The organism is Chryseobacterium pennae (assembly GCF_003385515.1).
GTDB lineage: Bacteria > Bacteroidota > Bacteroidia > Flavobacteriales > Weeksellaceae > Chryseobacterium > Chryseobacterium pennae.
Window position 1 is genome coordinate 172,289 of sequence record NZ_QNVT01000009.1, and the last position, 17,182, is coordinate 189,470.

The 17,182-nt window shown below is 35.7% G+C and carries 13 protein-coding genes; 5 read left to right on the forward strand and 8 right to left on the reverse strand.

Features of this window, described 5'->3' with window-relative positions; genetic code table 11:
- Positions 1-3: 3 nt before the first annotated feature.
- The 6 genes from prmA to DRF65_RS11690 form a co-directional block, all read right to left on the reverse strand.
- Positions 4-831, reverse strand: a complete 828-nt coding sequence (prmA, locus tag DRF65_RS11665; protein WP_115970933.1) for a 50S ribosomal protein L11 methyltransferase — start codon at positions 829-831, stop codon at positions 4-6.
- 330 nt (positions 832-1,161) lie between these two features.
- Entirely contained in the window at positions 1,162-1,875 is a 714-nt protein-coding gene (locus DRF65_RS11670; protein WP_115970934.1) for a 3-ketoacyl-ACP reductase, read from the reverse strand.
- Between the two features lie 363 nt (positions 1,876-2,238).
- Complete coding sequence (locus DRF65_RS11675) at positions 2,239-3,804, reverse strand: calcineurin-like phosphoesterase C-terminal domain-containing protein (protein WP_115970962.1); 1,566 nt, start codon at positions 3,802-3,804, stop codon at positions 2,239-2,241.
- Positions 3,805-3,844: 40 nt separating this feature from the next.
- Positions 3,845-5,290 carry a SusD/RagB family nutrient-binding outer membrane lipoprotein gene (locus tag DRF65_RS11680; RefSeq protein WP_115970963.1) on the reverse strand — a complete coding sequence of 482 codons (1,446 nt, stop codon included), beginning with the start codon at positions 5,288-5,290 and terminating at the stop codon, positions 3,845-3,847.
- A 10-nt stretch (positions 5,291-5,300) separates the two neighbouring features.
- Entirely contained in the window at positions 5,301-8,273 is a 2,973-nt protein-coding gene (locus DRF65_RS11685) for a SusC/RagA family TonB-linked outer membrane protein (RefSeq protein WP_115970935.1), read from the reverse strand.
- A 244-nt stretch (positions 8,274-8,517) separates the two neighbouring features.
- Positions 8,518-8,727, reverse strand: a complete 210-nt coding sequence (locus DRF65_RS11690) for a hypervirulence associated TUDOR domain-containing protein (RefSeq protein WP_115970936.1) — start codon at positions 8,725-8,727, stop codon at positions 8,518-8,520.
- A gap of 203 nt (positions 8,728-8,930) precedes the next feature.
- Between DRF65_RS11690 and DRF65_RS11695 the strand changes: the two genes are divergently transcribed.
- From DRF65_RS11695 to DRF65_RS11720, 5 genes are all read left to right on the forward strand, one after another.
- Positions 8,931-9,122, forward strand: a complete 192-nt coding sequence (locus tag DRF65_RS11695; RefSeq protein ID WP_115970937.1) for a hypothetical protein — start codon at positions 8,931-8,933, stop codon at positions 9,120-9,122.
- Positions 9,123-9,218: 96 nt separating this feature from the next.
- Positions 9,219-9,674, forward strand: coding sequence for a hypothetical protein (locus tag DRF65_RS11700; RefSeq protein ID WP_115970938.1), 456 nt, complete (start codon positions 9,219-9,221; stop codon positions 9,672-9,674).
- A gap of 7 nt (positions 9,675-9,681) precedes the next feature.
- Entirely contained in the window at positions 9,682-10,653 is a 972-nt protein-coding gene (locus tag DRF65_RS11705; RefSeq protein ID WP_115970939.1) for an ATP-grasp domain-containing protein, read from the forward strand.
- A gap of 169 nt (positions 10,654-10,822) precedes the next feature.
- The gene (gene gwsS / locus DRF65_RS11715) at positions 10,823-11,857 is read left to right on the forward strand and encodes a grasp-with-spasm system SPASM domain peptide maturase (RefSeq protein WP_115970941.1); all 1,035 of its coding nucleotides are present in this window, start codon (positions 10,823-10,825) and stop codon (positions 11,855-11,857) included.
- Positions 11,841-12,656: a GLPGLI family protein gene (locus DRF65_RS11720; protein ID WP_228438648.1), complete on the forward strand. Its 816-nt coding sequence runs from the start codon at positions 11,841-11,843 to the stop codon at positions 12,654-12,656. The genes gwsS and DRF65_RS11720 overlap by 17 nt, the downstream gene beginning before the upstream one ends.
- A 362-nt stretch (positions 12,657-13,018) precedes the next feature.
- Here DRF65_RS11720 and DRF65_RS11725 read toward each other — a convergent pair whose 3' ends face one another.
- Together DRF65_RS11725 and DRF65_RS11730 are read right to left on the reverse strand one after the other, a co-directional pair.
- A complete protein-coding gene (locus tag DRF65_RS11725) occupies positions 13,019-13,765 on the reverse strand; it encodes a glycerophosphodiester phosphodiesterase family protein (RefSeq protein WP_115970943.1) in 747 nt (248 codons plus the stop codon).
- Between the two features lie 165 nt (positions 13,766-13,930).
- On the reverse strand, positions 13,931-17,026 hold the full coding sequence (locus DRF65_RS11730; protein ID WP_115970944.1) for a TonB-dependent receptor: 3,096 nt from the start codon (positions 17,024-17,026) through the stop codon (positions 13,931-13,933).
- Between the last annotated feature and the right edge of the window lie 156 nt (positions 17,027-17,182).

Here is a 17,182-nt window from a genome sequence, read left to right on the forward strand (position 1 = left end):
TAATTATTTTTCAAGCAGTAGGCTAACCCATTCTTCTCTCTGCAACTGCTTCTTCAGGGTAAGACCACTTTCTCTGCATACTTCCAGAATATCATCTACATCAAAGAAGCAAAGTCCTGAAAGCAATAATTTTCCACCTTCATTCAGGACAGAAACATAGGTTGGAATATCTGAGATCAGAATATTTCTGTTGATATTGGCTAAAATGATATCGAAATTTTCATTTCCTAAGTTATCTGCTGTTCCCTGCTCAATGTCTAGTTCAACACTATTTCTTGCTGCATTTTCTTTTGAGTTTTCTACAGACCATTCATCGATATCAATTGCCTTGGTATCTCCTGCTCCCTGTTGCTTGGCATAGATTGCTAATACAGACGTTCCACATCCCATATCCAGGACTTTCTTACCCTTAAAATCTATATCCATCATCTGCTGAATCATCAGGTGTGTGGTAGGGTGATGGCCTGTTCCGAATGACATCTTAGGCTGAATGATAATTTCATGCATTCCCGGTACAGATTCATGGAATTCTGCTCTGATCAATACTTTATCATCAATGTTGATGGGTGAAAAGTTCTTTTCCCACTCTTCATTCCAGTTGATGTTCGGCATTTCTTCAAAAGAATATTCGATTTTTACATTTTCATTGTCAAAGATCGGAAGTGCTTTAAGCTGATCTTCATTAAACAAATCAGTCTGGATATATCCTAAGATTCCGTGAATTTCTTCTGTAAAGCTGTCAAAACCTATTTCAATAAGCTCTGCCATTAATATCTCATTCCAGGGCTGCAGTGGAGAAATCCTGAAGTTGAATTCTAAATAATTTTGCATGTGAATAATTTGCTGCAAAAATACTAATGTTATTACGGTTAAAAAAATGGAAAGGGTAAGTTTTAAATAAAGCTGACAGATTTTGGGTTTTATCCGCTGCCATAAAGCTTTCTTCTATTGAATTCTTATCTCTCTTAAATTGTACGGATCATGCAGATCACAATGAACATATTGTATTTTAAGTTTTGGCTAAAGCCGTTGGAATTTGATATTATGAAGAAAGCGGGCTAAAACCCGCTTCTATTGAATTTCTTTGTGTAAAATTTAAAATTAATTGGATCTAGTTCTTCTATGACAATTTCAAACTTTAAATCCTGAACTTTAAACTTCTTATGGATTTGTAGAGAAAATAGAACCATTAGCGATTAACGCTCTTCTGTTCATTTTCAGGATATCTCTTACCCATTCTGCGAAATCTTCAGGCTGTAATACTTTGTCCGGATTTCCGTCTGTAAGTCCACCCTGGATGCTCATATCAGAAGCAATAGTGCTTGGTGTAAGAGTAATCACACGAATATTTTGTTTTCTCCATTCTGCCATCATCGACTGAGATAAAGAAACTACTGCTGCTTTTGAAGCGGCATATGCTGACATGTTCGGACCACCTTTTAATCCTGCAGTAGAAGCAACGTTTACAATATCTCCTTCTCCTTTAGCTTTCATAAATGGATGAACTGCTTTAGCTGCATAGTACACTCCAAATAAATTGGTTTTAATCACCTGCTCCCAAGTTTCAGATGGCATATCTTCAATCGTTCCGAAGTCTCCGATTCCTGCATTGTTTACAAGGATATCTACTCCCCCCAGTTTTTCAGCCAAAGCCTCAATTCCTGCTTTTACAGCAGATTCATCATCGATAGTAAATACTGCATAAGCGGAATTTACTCCTAGTTTCTGGATTTCATCAACTGTATTTTTAAGATTTTCTTCATTTCTTCCTGTAATGGCAACGTTCACTCCTTCATTTGCCAAAGCTAATGCTACAGCTTTCCCTAATCCTCTTCCACCACCTGTTACGATGGCATTTTTTCCGTTTATATTCATAGTAGTAATACTTTTATGACACAAAGTTACAAAAGAACATTTTTATGGAATGGAAAGAAAGGATATTTAATAGTTTTTTAATGGTTTTTAAATAATCACCAAAGGCACAAAAGATTTAACCACTTAAGCACATAGAAGTTATTGTGCATGCTGTTGATAAGAATACTTAAGTTTTATAAAATCATAAATTTTATCTTATTTGAACTTTTACCCAAACTTAGATAAATCTTTATTATTCTAAAACAGCAAAATAATCTTTTGTGACTTTTGTGGTTTAAACTCTTCAATTTCAGCAAAAAATAAAACCGGCTCATGAAGAACCGGTTCTAAAATCTAAAAAAAGTATAGTAAAAAATGAAAAGCTTAAGGAATCTGGATGGCGTTCTGAACTTCAAATTCTTCTGAAGCGGAGAACTCATTTCCATACATATCTACAGCTCTAACCTCAACTTTATGTTTTCCTAAGGATAGTTTTTTAGGAAAATCTGCTTCCCAGATATGTTTTGACATTTCAGGGTTGGAAGGTCTTCTTCCTGGCAAAATTTTCTCGGTAGTATCCCATTTGAAAACGGAAAGAGCAAAGTTTGGGTCTATGGTTTCATCATACTCCATTTCTTCCCATTTGCTGTTGTCTATCCTATACTCTACTTTGTCTTTTTTGCTTCCCATAAAGAAGTTGGCTAATACCTTTGCAGAGGTTTTTGATGGAAATGGAATCACTTTCGGCACATATAATTTGATCTGATAATCATCCGGTTTTCCGGCGGTCTTATATTTTACTTTGTATTGATTATCGGTAAAGCTGATAAATGAATATCCTTTTGCAGTTCCGTCTCTCATAGTAGAGGTTGGAAGTCCGGCATCATCTGCCGTTCCGGAATACCAGTCTCCACAAGTGGTTCCTACGTTATACTCATGCAGTTCTTTTGTTCCGTTCCAGCCTGCTTTTTTACCATAGAAAATCTGCTGCTGGATGTGAGTATGTGCTGACAAAAGCAATACATTCTGGAAAGGGCTCAGGAAATCAAATAATTTCTGACGGTCTGCATTTCTGAAACTGTCCTCATTGTGATGCTCCAAAGGAATATGAAAAGAAACTACAATAAGTTTGTTTTTGTCAACCAGTTTCAGGTCATTTTCAATAAATTGAAGCTGATCTTCACGAAATCCACCCCAATATCCTTTTCCGTCTCTTGGATCCGGATACAGAATATCATCCAGGATAATGAAGTGTACATTTCCGAAATTGAAAGAATAGTTTGCAGGTCCGAAATTGGATTCAAAGGTTTCGTCTGAAAGTTTATCTTCTTTGGCATCATAGTTCATGTCATGATTTCCCATTACATTATACCAGGGTAATCCCACTTCCTTCATCACATCAGCATAAAGTTTCTGAAGGCTTAGGTTATCGCCTACCAAATCACCCAAACTGATTCCTAAAACTGCATCTTTTTTGGTATTTTTCACTTCGTTTACAATTCCTCTTTTAAAGTAATCCAATTCTTTTTCTGTATAAGGCTGAGGATCACCAAAAACCAGAATATCAAAATTTTTGTTTTCATTCTGTTTATAAAGTGGGAAATTTAATTCTTTGGGAAGTTCTCCGGTTGGGGCAACTCCTTTATATTTAAAATCTTCCGGAGATCCTTTCATTTTATGGTGGTAGTAAAACTGAGGAAGGTTATTGCTATTTAAAGCAGTCTGATATCCTGACGGTTTGATCACAAAAATAGTATGGTCATCCTGGATCGGAAGACTGTAGCGTCCGTTTTTATCGGTTAATACCACCTGTACTCCATTGGAAACGGCTACTCCTTCTACTCCTTTTTCGCGGTTTTCTTTCTTCTGGTTTTTATTAAGGTCTTCAAATACATATCCTGAAACAGAAGACTGAGAAAATACCATTGCTGAAACCAGCATACATGGCATTAAAAGTTTTTTATTGATATTCATTTTTTCTTTATTTAAATTATTTACTCCACCATACTTTTACATTGATATTATCACCACCCATCTGCTGCACTGCGGCCTGATAATTTTCTGAATTTAAAACTCTTGAGTTTGGCGGATACATCAATCTTTGAGGAAGCTTTCCTTCATTCAAAAGCCCACCATTATCAGGAAGTGTCGGAAAACCTGTTCTTCTTTTTTCAAACCATTGCTGCTGGTCTACAAAAAAGAGTGCTATATATTTCTGAAGCATTATTTTTTCCATTCCTCCTGTTCCATATGCTACCACCGGATTATCGAAATAGTTTGCAGGAACTACAGCTCCCCACTGTTCAACAGAAGCTTTTACACCATTTTCATAATAGGTCTTTGCATTCCCCTGGATAATCCCTTTAAAAGCAAGCTCTGCAAGGGTAAACTGAAGTTCTGCATACGGATATACAAAGATTTTCAGAGGGGCTTTTGCAAGGTTCTGGTTAAAATTGGACGGCTGAACATTAAACACTGTTCCGAAAGCATATCCTGAAGGGGCTCCAAAGTATCCGATATTATTCCCTTTTAAGTCTTTTGCCTGAGTAAAAAACATAGGACCACGGGGATCATTATTAGCTTTCAGGGCATCTAAAAAGAATTCTGAAACAGCTCTTCCCGTTGTAAAATCCTGATATCTTGCAATAGGTGGCATCAAAGGATTAATTCCTGTAATATCTACCTTTACTCCATCAGCATTGCTTTGAAAAACAGGATAGACAGTAGGATTATTTATAATTTCCTGTATCCTTTCTTTAACGTTTATTTCTCCATCTTTGTTCAGTATTCTTGTCAGAAGTCTGAGAGAAAGTGAATTACAGAATTTTTTCCAACTGACAATTCCGTTGACATCTGTATCTGCTTTGAAAAATAAATCTCCTCCGGTAAGGGTTTTGCTAGTGAAGAGAGAGTTTGCAGCTTTTAAGTCATTCAATAACTGGATGTAAATATCTTTCTGTTTATCAAATTTTGGTTTTGAGATGGCATCATCCAGTCGTGAAGCTTCAGAAAAAGGAACATCGCCGTAGGTATCGGTAAGGTTGGAATAGATCCATGCATTTAATACCATTGAGATTGCCATATAGTTTTTATCGCCTTCAGCAGTTGCTGCTTTTTTAAGATCATCAATCTGTTTCAGCCATCTGTAAGAATTATTCCAGAAGCCATTTCCTGTATTTTCTGTCACGTAATAACGACTCAATGAGTTTCCTTCGTTTGGAAAATCCAGAGAAACCTGCATAATATCAAAGGTAAAGTCATTGGCTCTGTTGTATCCCACTGCAGCCATATTGTACTGGATAGGAACCAGCAAAGCACTGGTCACAGGTTCATTAATTCTGCTTGAATCTTTATTGATCTCATCAAGACTTCTGTCACATGAAACGGTACTGCTTATCAGAGCAAGAAATGAAGATATATAGATTAACTTTTTCATTTTTTTAATTTTAAAATTTAACATTTAACTGAATCCCTACAGTTCTTGCCTGAGGTAACTGTCCCATTTCAACTCCCGGCACGATGGTAGAATCATCCAATGTAGCTGCTTCCGGATCGAATAGCGGGAACTTGGTCCACATCCAAAGGTTTCTCCCGTATAATGCTAGCGTAATATCTGTAACTTTTAAAGGTTCAATGATTGATTTCGGAAAAGAGTAAGAGATTCTGGCATCTCTCAGCTTAATGAATGAGGTATCAAATGAATTGGTTTCCACATTTGCTCTTCTGTAATAGTCTCCATAATAACTGGAAACAGAAATTCCCTTTGTATTAGGTGAAAAAGTACCATCAGGATTCTGAACCACTCCCTGTCCTACGATCAAGCCACCTGGATTGTCTCTTCCTGCGAGAGTATGGGTGAGTTTTCCCTGCTCAGACATTTTATGATGAGAATGTGAGTAGGCCATTCCTTTATACTGCCCGTCAAAAGAGAAACTTAGAGTAATGTTCTTATATCTGAATTCATTCTGAAGTCCTGCTCTCCATTTTGGATATGCATTTCCGATTTTATTGATGTCAGTTGATTTCATGGTCAGCCCGTCTTTATCATAGATGACCTGCCCATCTGGTGAGTACACTAATCCTGCTCCATACATATCTCCAAGCGAACCTCCCACAACAGCATTATAAAACACTACACTTCCTACGCTTGCCATGGTATAAGGTTTCCCCTGGAATTCTTCGGGAAGGGAAAGAATTTCATTTCTGTTCATAGACCAGTTAGCACTCACGTTCCATGAGAAATTTTTATTCTTGACCGGATAGGCATTCAATGTCATTTCAAGTCCTCTGTTTCTCAGCTCACCGGAGTTGATGATCCTTTTATTATATCCAGTTTCATACAGCATCGGAATAATAATAGACTGATCTTTTGAATTGTTCTGGTATGCTGTAAAATTGAATGTCAATCTGTTTTTCAGGACTGTAAAATCCATCCCGGCTTCAATATTGGTGATCATTTCCGGTTTAAGATTTGGATTCTGGAATAATAAAGGAGATTCTACTGATCCTACAAATGAACTGTTTTCATAGTACTTATCAAGCATATAAGTGTAGGTATCATTTCCTACTTTGGACCATGACAACCTCAGCTTCCAGAAGTTCAGATTATCTGATTTTATTTTGAAGATATCTGATAATACAAAAGATGATGATACGGATGGGTAGAAATAAGATCTGTTTTGACTGGGCAAAGTACTGCTCCAGTCATTTCTTGCTGTCACATCCAGAAATATCAGATCCTTATAGTTAAAGTTAGCCAATGCATATACACTGTTTACCTGCTTGTCATTAGGTCTTGGCAGTTTATATTCTACCTGTATACCGTTAGAAAGCTGATAAAGTCCTACTTTATTCAGTCCGTTGGCTCTGTAATCGTTCATGGTATATTCATGATATCTGATGTTTCCTCCGGCAGAAGCAGTCATTCCAATGTTTCCGAATTTATTTTTATAGGTGAACAAGACATCGTTATTCAGGTCCATGTATCTTATATATTGCTCTCTATAGAAGCCTTTCAGGTAATTGGCGGAACTCCAGGGTCTTCTTTGGGTACGCAGTTCATTGTTCCATTCCAAACCGGTTTTATAAACCACATCAAGGTTCTTGGCCAGCTGGTAACTGATATTAATATTTCCTGTAATTGTTTTCTTATTGGTTCCGTTAAGGTTTTCATAAGCAATCAGATAAGGGTTATCGATATAGGAACTGAAAGGATGAACCTGTTCAATCTGTTCCTGGCCTTTTTTCCAGACAGGTCTGTACCATGCAAGATCTACGTTCGGATTCTGGAAGATCATGAAGTAAGAGATAGACTGGTTGTTGTACCCTGTTGCTGGGAGATTGTCACTTTTTGTCTGGCTGAAGTTAATCTTTGTTCCTATTTTCAGCCTGCTGCTAAGCTTATGATCTAAAGATAATGCCGCACTGAACCTGTCGAAGCCTGTATTGGGCATCATCCATTCATTTTTAAGATAGGTAAGTGAGGTTCTGAAAGCTGTGGTTTCGTTGGAATGCTCTACAGCCAAACTGTTGGAATAATTGGAACCTACCTGCCAGAAATCTTTGATATTATTGGTATAAGGTTTCCAAAGCTGTCTTTCCTTACCTTGTGTTTCTATATCCGGATCATACTGAAAATAGTATTGGCCGGCAAACTTTGGTCCAAATGCGCTGCTGGTAGAGCCGGTATTGATCCCATCAACGGAATTTCCGTAAGAATAGTAATAATTTCCGTTTTTATCTTTCTGTTGGGTTCCCTGCCCATATTCATACTGATAATCCGGCCATTTCAGAACGGTATCATAATTTGTATAGGAGTTAAAGCTTATCTGAACTTTTCCTTTTTTACTCTTCCCGGATTTTGTAGTGATCATGATGGCTCCCCTGGAACCTCTGGAACCATATAATGCCGCTGCACTAGGACCTTTCAGGATAGAGATGGATTCAATATCATCCGGGTTGATACTATTGAAGCTGTCTCCGTAATCGATAGGTAAATCACCACCTGAACCTGCTCCATACGCGGATGTTCCGGTTCCGGTTTTATTACCACTCAAAGGAACCCCGTCTACAACAATCAGAGCATCGTTGTTTCCCATATTCATTGAAATATCGCCGCGAAGTGTGATACGGGTTGTACCTAATGGCCCAGCTCCGGCAGTCTGAATCTTTAATCCGGCTACTTTACCTTCCAAAGCCTGTGCCCAGTTATTGTTCTGGGTTCTTAAAATTTCTTCAGATTTAACAGTCTGGGTAGAATATCCCAAAGACTTGTCATGTCTTTTGATTCCCAAAGCAGTCACTACTACTTCATCAAGTCCTTTAACAGTATCTTTTTTTGCTTTCTGCTGAGCTGTCAGACTGGCACTGAATAACCCTAACAGCGACAAAACCAACACTTTTTGTACCTCTTTACGCATATCCTTTTTGTTTGCGCAAAATTAAAACGACATTATGAGTATGGTTTTAATAGTATTTTAACGTTTATTAAATGTTTACTGAATACAACATTAAGTATTCCTTAACAAAAACAGCTATTTTACTGATTAACAATTGCTTAAAAAATTAATATTTTTTAACACTCTTTTGAAGTTCTGTTTATTTGTGTATCTTTATTGTCTTGCCCTGAGATAATAATGTAAATCCAAAGAAGGATTTCTTCAATCATATTTTTGTAAGTGCGGAACCTTTATGGGAGGCAATATGATCTGATTTATCACTTTTGATCTCATATTGCGGGCTCTCTTCTGTGGCATGATGGGTATATCCTTTGTAATCAAAATCTTTGGTATGAACTTTAATAATAGTTCCGGATACTCTTCCCGCCTCTGAATTCCAGCTTACTTTATCTCCTATTTTGAACTTTGTTTCCATACTGTTTATGTTTAAAACGGCCAGAATAAAGTTACAGTATATACTAATATAATGTCCTATTTTTTGGTTACAAAAAACTGCACCTGATTTTATTTTCGGCTGAATTCCCCTTTGCAAAAGCAATTTAACATAATAAATTAATCACACATTATTAGAGTTATTTAATTTAAATTCTATACATTTAAACTTTAAACAAAATAATTATGAAAAAGCAAAAATCAATCAAGAATCTTGAAGCAAAAGGACTAGGTAATTTTACTAAAACGTTTGGTAAAAAAGTATTCGGAGGAGAAGGAGCTCCTACAAGATCAATTAAAGAGATTGTAATTACAGTACATCATTTACAGGAAGACGATGATGCTCCAATTGACCAAACAAATGATGGTCCTTACTAAGAAATTTAAATACATTTTTTAATTGGCTACCTCAGATTAATCTGAGGTAGTTATATTTTTACTCTATTTTGTTTTTCAAATTTAATTCTGAACGATATGTATAAATTAATAATAGGTATCTGTATCCTTTTTTTATACAGCTGTGGCACTAATAAATTCAACCGATTATCTAAGTATAATTCATTTGAAAGAGAAGGGGATTATTACCGGTTTAAAAACGATTCTCTGGATGTAACCATGCTCATATTTGGAGGGTTTGAAATGGCTGAAAATAAAAAAGAATTCGATTCTATTAATAAAGTCTTGCACCAGCCTACCCATAAATACAAAGGTGATAAATTGTTCTATCTTCAAAATTCCACATATAAAACATATGATTGCGCTCTGCTGGTTGAGAATAAAAAACTCCCGGAACAGATGAAAGAATCAAAACAATTCATTACTAAAACTATACAGTGTGGTAATTCTGCACTATCATTTAAAATATCCAGAACTACATTTGACGAAACAATGCAATTTTATTTTAAAAATTTCAAATGCTTGAAAGAGTAATTTTACTATGGTTTTAATTATATCAAAATCTGATGATACCCCAACCGAGCAGGTTGCCAATTGGCTGAATACATATAAAGTACCTTTTTTTGTTCTCAATGAGAATATTTATGATGTTTTAGAAATTAATTTCAACAGCGGAGAAATATTTATTGGGGGGTATTCTATTGATATGTTTAAAGTGGTCTGGTTTCGAAAATTTCCCTATGCTCTGCAGGAAAGCCAAAAAAAAGATATCAGAAACAACTTATACTTTTCACTCGTAGAATACAATTTAATTGAAGCCAGAGCCCTGCGTGAATACCTATTCTTTGAATTAAAAAAAAGAGATGTGGTATGGTTGACGAATCCCTTTTTTATGACCGAAAACAAACTTATTCAAATGCAGACAGCAAAAGCCTGCGGACTTTCGGTTCCTGAAACATTCATTGTCAATAATAAGAAAAAAGTCAAAACACTTGTAAACTCAGGGAAAGAACTTATTACGAAACCATTTGAAAACTGTGTCAATTTCAGGTCAGAAAACCGGTTTATTACGATGCAGACTACTGCGGTAAATGATAAGCTGGATGCCATTCCTGATTATTTTAGACCGGCACTTATTCAATCAAAAATTGAAAGGCAGTTCGAAATCCGGGTATTTTATCTACTGGGAGTGTTTTTTTCTACGAAAATAATTACCAACGATAATACGATGGTAGATCACCGTATTTCTGTTGCGAATGACGACTGTCGTTTTGAAATCTATCAGCTTCCAAAAGATGTGGAAGAAAAGCTCCGTCATCTGTTAGATACCTTTCAGTTAAACTGCGCTTCCGTAGATCTGATTGTAAACACCCGGAATGAACACTATTTTTTAGAAATAAATCCTGTGGGTCAGTTTACTTACCACTCCGTATTTAACAATACTTATTTAGAAATTGAAATTGCCCTTGCCTTAAAAAAATTATTAAAAGAATGCAGCATAAAAAATACATAAACCTCATCCATCCCCTATTGGACGATCAATTTGCAGAAACCCTTAAAAAATTCACTTCGGAAAAGGAAAGGTACAGGGTTATTTCTCATAAATACAACTCTATAAACTATAAAGTGAAAGTATATGATAAAGTATGTACCCCATTTATAGATTTAAAATCTTTTGAAAAATGAGACAGTATTTTGAATTGTATCAGGACTGCTCTATCGTGAAAGGAGCAAAGAATATTCTCCTATTTGATGTTCATTTTAATAAAATTCTTGATATCACAGATTTTTATGACATTTTTTTTGAGGATTATTATTTCCCTGTAGATGAGGATCTTTCAGAGGTTATAACATTTTTAATTGAAGAAAAATTTGGCACATTAACAGAAAATGTTACTTCAGAAAAATTTCGGAAGAAATTTAAGTGGAGAACGCCGAACAAGATTACTGAAGTTATAATTGAACACAAAATTAAAGATGATTTTGATACAGCCGGAGCATACAAGATAATAGAAGAACTTTCTACAAGTTTTCTCCAGATAAGATTTCTGGAGTTTTCTTTGGTTAGGCTGAATGAAATTTTATCCTTAATTGAGTTCTCCAGTATAAGAACAGCTGAAATTCTGCTTCCCTATACGGATCAGTCAGAGAACATTGCGGTTATAGAAATATTAGAAAAAAATCCCAGGGTAAAAACGGTTTATTTTTATAATGCTCCGGAAAATAGATCAGTTGTTGATGATGATAATTTATTCACTGTTATCTACTATGAAAAAAATATTATAAATCCCAAATACTGTGGTATTATTCAGGAAGATTATTTTCTGAATGATATAAATAATATCTCAAAAAGCAAAGCTGTAAATAACTGTCTTTATGGGAAGTTATTTATTTCTGGAAACGGAGATTTGAAAAACTGCCCGTCCTCTCAAAGAATCATTAATAATATAGATAAAGCTTCAGTTTCTTCTTTAACTCAGGAAATAAGTAAAGAAAAAGAAAGATTTATTACCAAAGATCAGATCGAGGTCTGTAAAGACTGTGAGTATAGATATTTCTGTACAGATTGCCGAATGTACAGGGAAAATCCAGAAAATATCTTCTCCAAACCCTTAAAGTGTGGATATGATCCTTATAAAGGGATCTGGGAAGACTGGAGTACTAATCCTTTAAAATTGAAAGCTATTAAATATTATGAACTTGACAACCTTAACTAATATTGCATTTTTAATTTTTGCCACTCAATTGCTCTCAGCTCAAAAGATAAGAGTAACATATCATCTGAAATATAAAACAGATTCACTACAATCAGCACATAAAGAAAATGACATGCTACTGGATATTTATAGTTCTGATGCTTCAAGATTTTATCCCGAGAAATTGTATAAAAGTGATTCTATCCGCAAAAATGGAACCTCAGGCCAATATTATTCTTTGGATTTCAATCATGCTACAATCAGAAATAAGGCTTATTTGAAAAAATATTACCGGGTATTAACTGATGTATACGAGATTACAGAAGAAATGCCTTCCCTGGAATGGAAAATCAGTTCCGATAAAAAGAAAATCGGTGAGTATGAATGTCAAAGTGCGACATTAAAATATAAAAACAGACAATGGACTGCGTGGTTTACTCAAGATATTCCTATTTCTGAAGGTCCTTCGTTTTTTAAAGGATTACCAGGGCTGGTTATCTGGGTTCATGATGATAAAAACAATTATGATTTTTCCCTAAAAAAACTTACTAAAGATTTTTATGACCCCTATAACGGTATAGATTTCAATTCTGAAAATATCGTTAAAATAAATAAGGACCAACTTAACAAAATTTACATTAATTATTATTTAGATCCCTACAAAGAAGCTAAAATGGGGAAAATAAAAATGAATTTTGTTGACGAAAAGGGTAATGAAGTTAAGAATATCAATTGGAACGAATTAACAAAAAACAAGCAAGAAGTAATAAAACGGAATAATAATCCTATTGAGTTATCAGATGTGGTAAAATACCCTTAATCTACTTTGGAGTTAAGCTTTTTTTGGAAAAACCGAGATTTAAAACTTTAATAGTCGGAAAACAGCTTTTGTTTATTCTTTTTAAATTGCTGGATGCTATGAATTGGATTTTCCCGGGCTTCTAAAATTCCGTTAATTTTCTGAAGAATTCCGCTCTTGATCTCGTATGCTCTTTTTATACATACGAGAGTATGCCCCAAACAGAGCCAATCCCCAGCCCAACAATATAATAAACAGTGAAGTTTACAGCACAGGTTTATTTGTAGGGCTCAGTTTTGTAAAATTCAGGGCAATATCCTATTCTGTGTTTACAATAACATACTGGAACATTATCACGTATCTGATTCTGAGCTCAGTCTATATTATTTATTTTTAAGCTGTTCAGGAATGTTTGTGGTTACAAAACCGATTCCCTGCTTTTTCAATTCGTCGTATACAGCAACCTCATTTACCGTCCATGAATTGGTAATAAGTCCCAATGCTTTTGCTTCGGCAATCCATGTCGGGTTTTTCTGGAAAACGCTGTAGTGGTAATCCATTCCGTCAAGACCTTCTTTTTTGATCTGCTCCGGTGACAATTCTCCGTTCAGATACTGCACTTTAAATGATGGTGCCAGTTTTTTGATTTCTTTACAGATATTCAGACTGAAGGAAATAAATTCACTTTGAGATTCAAGTTTCATATCCCTGATCATTTTGATCGTCTTCCGGGTAATCTCATTTTCGATTTCAGGCGTTTTATCCGGTTTGATCTCCACGATTAATTTCACAGATGTATCCTTCTTTCCCTGCTTTAAATAATCTTTCAAAGTAGGAAATTTTTCACCATTCGACAATTTCAGAGCTTCCAATTCTTTGAATGAAGTTTCAGAGATCTCCATTTTACCATGGTGCTCATCATGATTAATTACCAAAACGCCATCCTTGGTCATCCTTACATCAAACTCAGAACCATAAACTTTTAATTTCTGAGCGTTTTCCAATGATTTAATTGAATTTTCCGTTGTAGAAGGCTGTGCCTGGAAATATCCTCTATGGGCAATAATCTGTGTTTGTGCTTTCATCAAAACTGTACTTAAAACTGCTAACCCTAAGATAAAATTTTTCATAATATAATTTAGATAATTAAAACAAAGTTCTGTAACTTTTGATAAAGGTAGGTATTACAGGACTTATTGAGAAATATAAAACCACAAAAGAAAGACCTTAACAGCGTATTTTAGAATACTGTTTCTTAAAAATCTATCTTTTGTGGCTACTAGTATTACTATTGATTAAAAACTGTATTTTGCTCCAATCTGAATCTGATACGGATTTCCGGATAGAGGAGCAAGACCGCTACCGCTCACATTCTTGGTATAGTCAAACTGCTTGGTCAAAGGATCAAACTTTTTAATCTTGTACATAGAAGTATTTCCATACGATTCATTTACGCCCCACTCTTTATTAAGAAGATTGGCTACGTTGAAGATATCTACAGAAAGTTCAAATGCACCGATTTTATCAAATTTTATTTTCTTGGCTAAACGTAAATCCCAAACACCATAGAATCCATTCTTACCTCCGTTACGCTCTGCAATTTTACCGTTGTATGCGTCTACATAATCTTTCAATGCTTTCCCTACATTAGGATCATCCAGAATCGACTGGGCAATATTAGGGAAGATATAAGCCAGGTCATTACTATCAACAAAATCTCCATTTATATTTCCTCCTGCGGTCATAGAGAAACGTGTACCTCCAATTCCTGAATATCTGATTCCTAACGTAAACCCTGCAATCGTAGGCGAATTACCATAAATCACGACTTTATTACGGAACTGGTTATCAGAATATGTCATTCTCAAATCTCTCGGATCCCCCTGAACCATGGTGGACAATGTTGCAGAATTTGCTACGTTTCCGTTGTATGAAGTATTATCCTTAATATCAGACCAGGTATAGCTTGCTGTGATTTCACCATCCTTCCAGTAACGGTAGCTGGTATCCACTACAAACGAAAACTGGTTAACTTTACCATCACTTACCAATTCCAATACCCTTCCGAAATTATTATTGATTCTTCCTTTTTTCCAGTCAATTTTTGATCCATCTATCGCTGTAGTAGGAACGAATACTCCTCTTCCTCCTTCATTATCCAATGTGAAGAATGGGTTAGCCATCATATTCCTGTCATAATAGTAGTAATTATTTCTTCCTAAAGCCATATATGCTGCCAGTCCTGCTCTGAATCTATCATTAAAGAAGTGAGTATAGGAGATGTTTGCTTTGTAAACAATCGGAATTTTAGCATCTTTACCAGTATAGTTAATAGTTGGGACCTGCTCATTAGCCAGCGTAGGAACTGTACCGTAGTTATTTCTATAGCTGTTAAAATCCGGTGTCAGTCCAACCGTTGCGGGATCTACATCTACTGTAGCAAGATGTTTTCCATCAAATACCAGATTATTGATAATCATATAATTGTTGATATCTGAGGAGAATATTCCTGCTCCGAATTTTAAGAAATCTTTATTCTGCTCATTGATATTCCATTCAAACTGGAATCTAGGCTGGATTACGAAAGATTTGATCTTATTATCCGTTCTGATTCCCATTTCATCATACAGTTTCTGATTGAATTCTGCTTTTGGATACCCTCCATAATCTAATCTCAGACCGGCCATCAAATCCAGTCCTTTTGCAATCTTAGTCTGGAATTGTCCATAAACACCGATATTCCAGATATTGGATCTTACTGATGGATCATCCATTAAAGGTACCTCTCTGTAAAATCTGTAAGGCTTAAGGTTCTCAAAATTATCAAGACTGCTTATTTTTTTATCCGGATCTTCTTTGAAGTGAAATCTTCCGTTTACCTCGCTTCCGTAAACAGATTTTGAAGTCGTATACATCAAATCTGCACCGAAAGTATATTTTACTTTGTCTGTGTTGTAATATAGATTATCTACAATCTGGAATACATTATTTCTAAAGCTTTCCTGAGCGAAACGATGTCCTCCGATCTGGATATTCGTAGACCCGGCAGTTGATGCTACCCCTTCAACAATCGCTCTTGGTACAGGTCTTCCTAATTCATCATTCTGATAGCTATTCTGGAAAGTATACAGGTACTGAGCTTTCAGTTCATTAGTTAAATTAGGTTTTAAATTGGATCTTAAAGTCAATAGCAAGCTATTGTCAAGGTTTTTATCATTTCCATAAGATTCAAAAAAGTTGATATTGGTATTATCGCCCAGTCCGTTTTTATTAAGATCATATGTAAAATTGTTTCTTAACGTCAGCAAATGCTTCTCATTGATCTGCCAGTCTAAACGTAAAAATGCGGCATCAGAATTTCTCACTTTATCAAAGCTTCCGAACTGTGGAGTGTTTCCTACTCCATATTTTGATCTTGCAATATCTAAAAACTTATTAAGTGTTTCTGTGGTAGTATTGAATCTCTTTTCATCCTCCTTGGACCTGATATCAGCAATAATCAAAGGTCTTGAATCCAGCTGATGATCCCAGGCTGCAAAGAAGTGTAATTTATTTTTGATGATCGGCCCTCCCAAAGAGAATCCGAACTGAGAAGTAGAGAAATCATTCTGTCTTTTGTTTCCTCTGATGTCATAAGGGCTGGAAAGCCAGTTGGCTCTCAGATACTCCCAGGCACTTCCTGAAAATTTATTAGTACCGGATTTGGTTACAGCACTTACTGTTCCACCACCGCTTCTTCCTAAAGTCACATCATATTGGTTGGTCGTAATTTTAAATTCACGTACCGCTTCAATAGAGATTGAGAAAGGGGCACCACTTCGGCTGGTAGTAGCTCCTGCAGAAGTTGGGTTTTTAGCTGTCATCCCATCAATAGTAAAGTTTGTGGAAGATCCTAACTGCCCGGAAAGGTTTCCTCCTTTTCCACTTAAAGGCGACAGTTCTGTAAGATTGTTAAAGTTTCTTCCGTTCACCGGAAGTATACCAATGTTCTTAGCAGAGATTGCGGTAGCTGCTCCCAGGTTTCCGATCTTGTTTTTCAGGTTTCCGGTAATCTTTACTTCTTCAATATGCTTCTCTCCACCAAGATCCATGTTTACGGTAACCTGATCTCCGAAGTTCACATTGTAGCCTTCTCTTTTATCATCATTTACAATCACCGTGTAAGGTCCTCCCAAAGGAATTTCTTTAAAGATATACTCTCCTTTTGAGTTCGTTTCTGTTTCCGTTCTGAACCCTGTAGATTCATTGATGATGATCACCTTCACTTTTTCCTGAGCGGAACTTCCCGGCCCGGTAACTTTTCCTACGATGGAAGCCTGCGTAGTCTGTGCATACGCCATAGTTCCCCATCCTAAAAACAACAACCCCAGTACAATCTTTACTTTTCTCATGTCTTTAAATTAGATGTGCAAAGGTATTTTTACTTTAAGAGGCTTCTGTTTAAGGGAGCTTTAACATTCTTTTAATTAAATTGAAACGAAATGTTAAATTACTTTAAACATTTGCTTTATTTTCTAGAGAGTCAGTTGATTGAAGCATGTTACAGA

Coding starts and splice junctions, on each gene's coding strand:
- DRF65_RS11685 (WP_115970935.1), bottom strand. CDS start 8,273: ATGCGTAAAGAGGTACAAAAAGTGTTGGTTTTGTCGCTGTTAGGGTTA.
- DRF65_RS11730 (WP_115970944.1), bottom strand. CDS start 17,026: ATGAGAAAAGTAAAGATTGTACTGGGGTTGTTGTTTTTAGGATGGGGA.
- DRF65_RS11700 (WP_115970938.1), top strand. CDS start 9,219: ATGTATAAATTAATAATAGGTATCTGTATCCTTTTTTTATACAGCTGT.
- DRF65_RS11670 (WP_115970934.1), bottom strand. CDS start 1,875: ATGAATATAAACGGAAAAAATGCCATCGTAACAGGTGGTGGAAGAGGA.
- DRF65_RS11725 (WP_115970943.1), bottom strand. CDS start 13,765: ATGAAAAATTTTATCTTAGGGTTAGCAGTTTTAAGTACAGTTTTGATG.
- prmA (WP_115970933.1), bottom strand. CDS start 831: ATGCAAAATTATTTAGAATTCAACTTCAGGATTTCTCCACTGCAGCCC.
- DRF65_RS11680 (WP_115970963.1), bottom strand. CDS start 5,290: ATGAAAAAGTTAATCTATATATCTTCATTTCTTGCTCTGATAAGCAGT.
- DRF65_RS11690 (WP_115970936.1), bottom strand. CDS start 8,727: ATGGAAACAAAGTTCAAAATAGGAGATAAAGTAAGCTGGAATTCAGAG.
- gwsS (WP_115970941.1), top strand. CDS start 10,823: ATGAGACAGTATTTTGAATTGTATCAGGACTGCTCTATCGTGAAAGGA.
- DRF65_RS11695 (WP_115970937.1), top strand. CDS start 8,931: ATGAAAAAGCAAAAATCAATCAAGAATCTTGAAGCAAAAGGACTAGGT.
- DRF65_RS11675 (WP_115970962.1), bottom strand. CDS start 3,804: ATGCCATGTATGCTGGTTTCAGCAATGGTATTTTCTCAGTCTTCTGTT.
- DRF65_RS11705 (WP_115970939.1), top strand. CDS start 9,682: ATGGTTTTAATTATATCAAAATCTGATGATACCCCAACCGAGCAGGTT.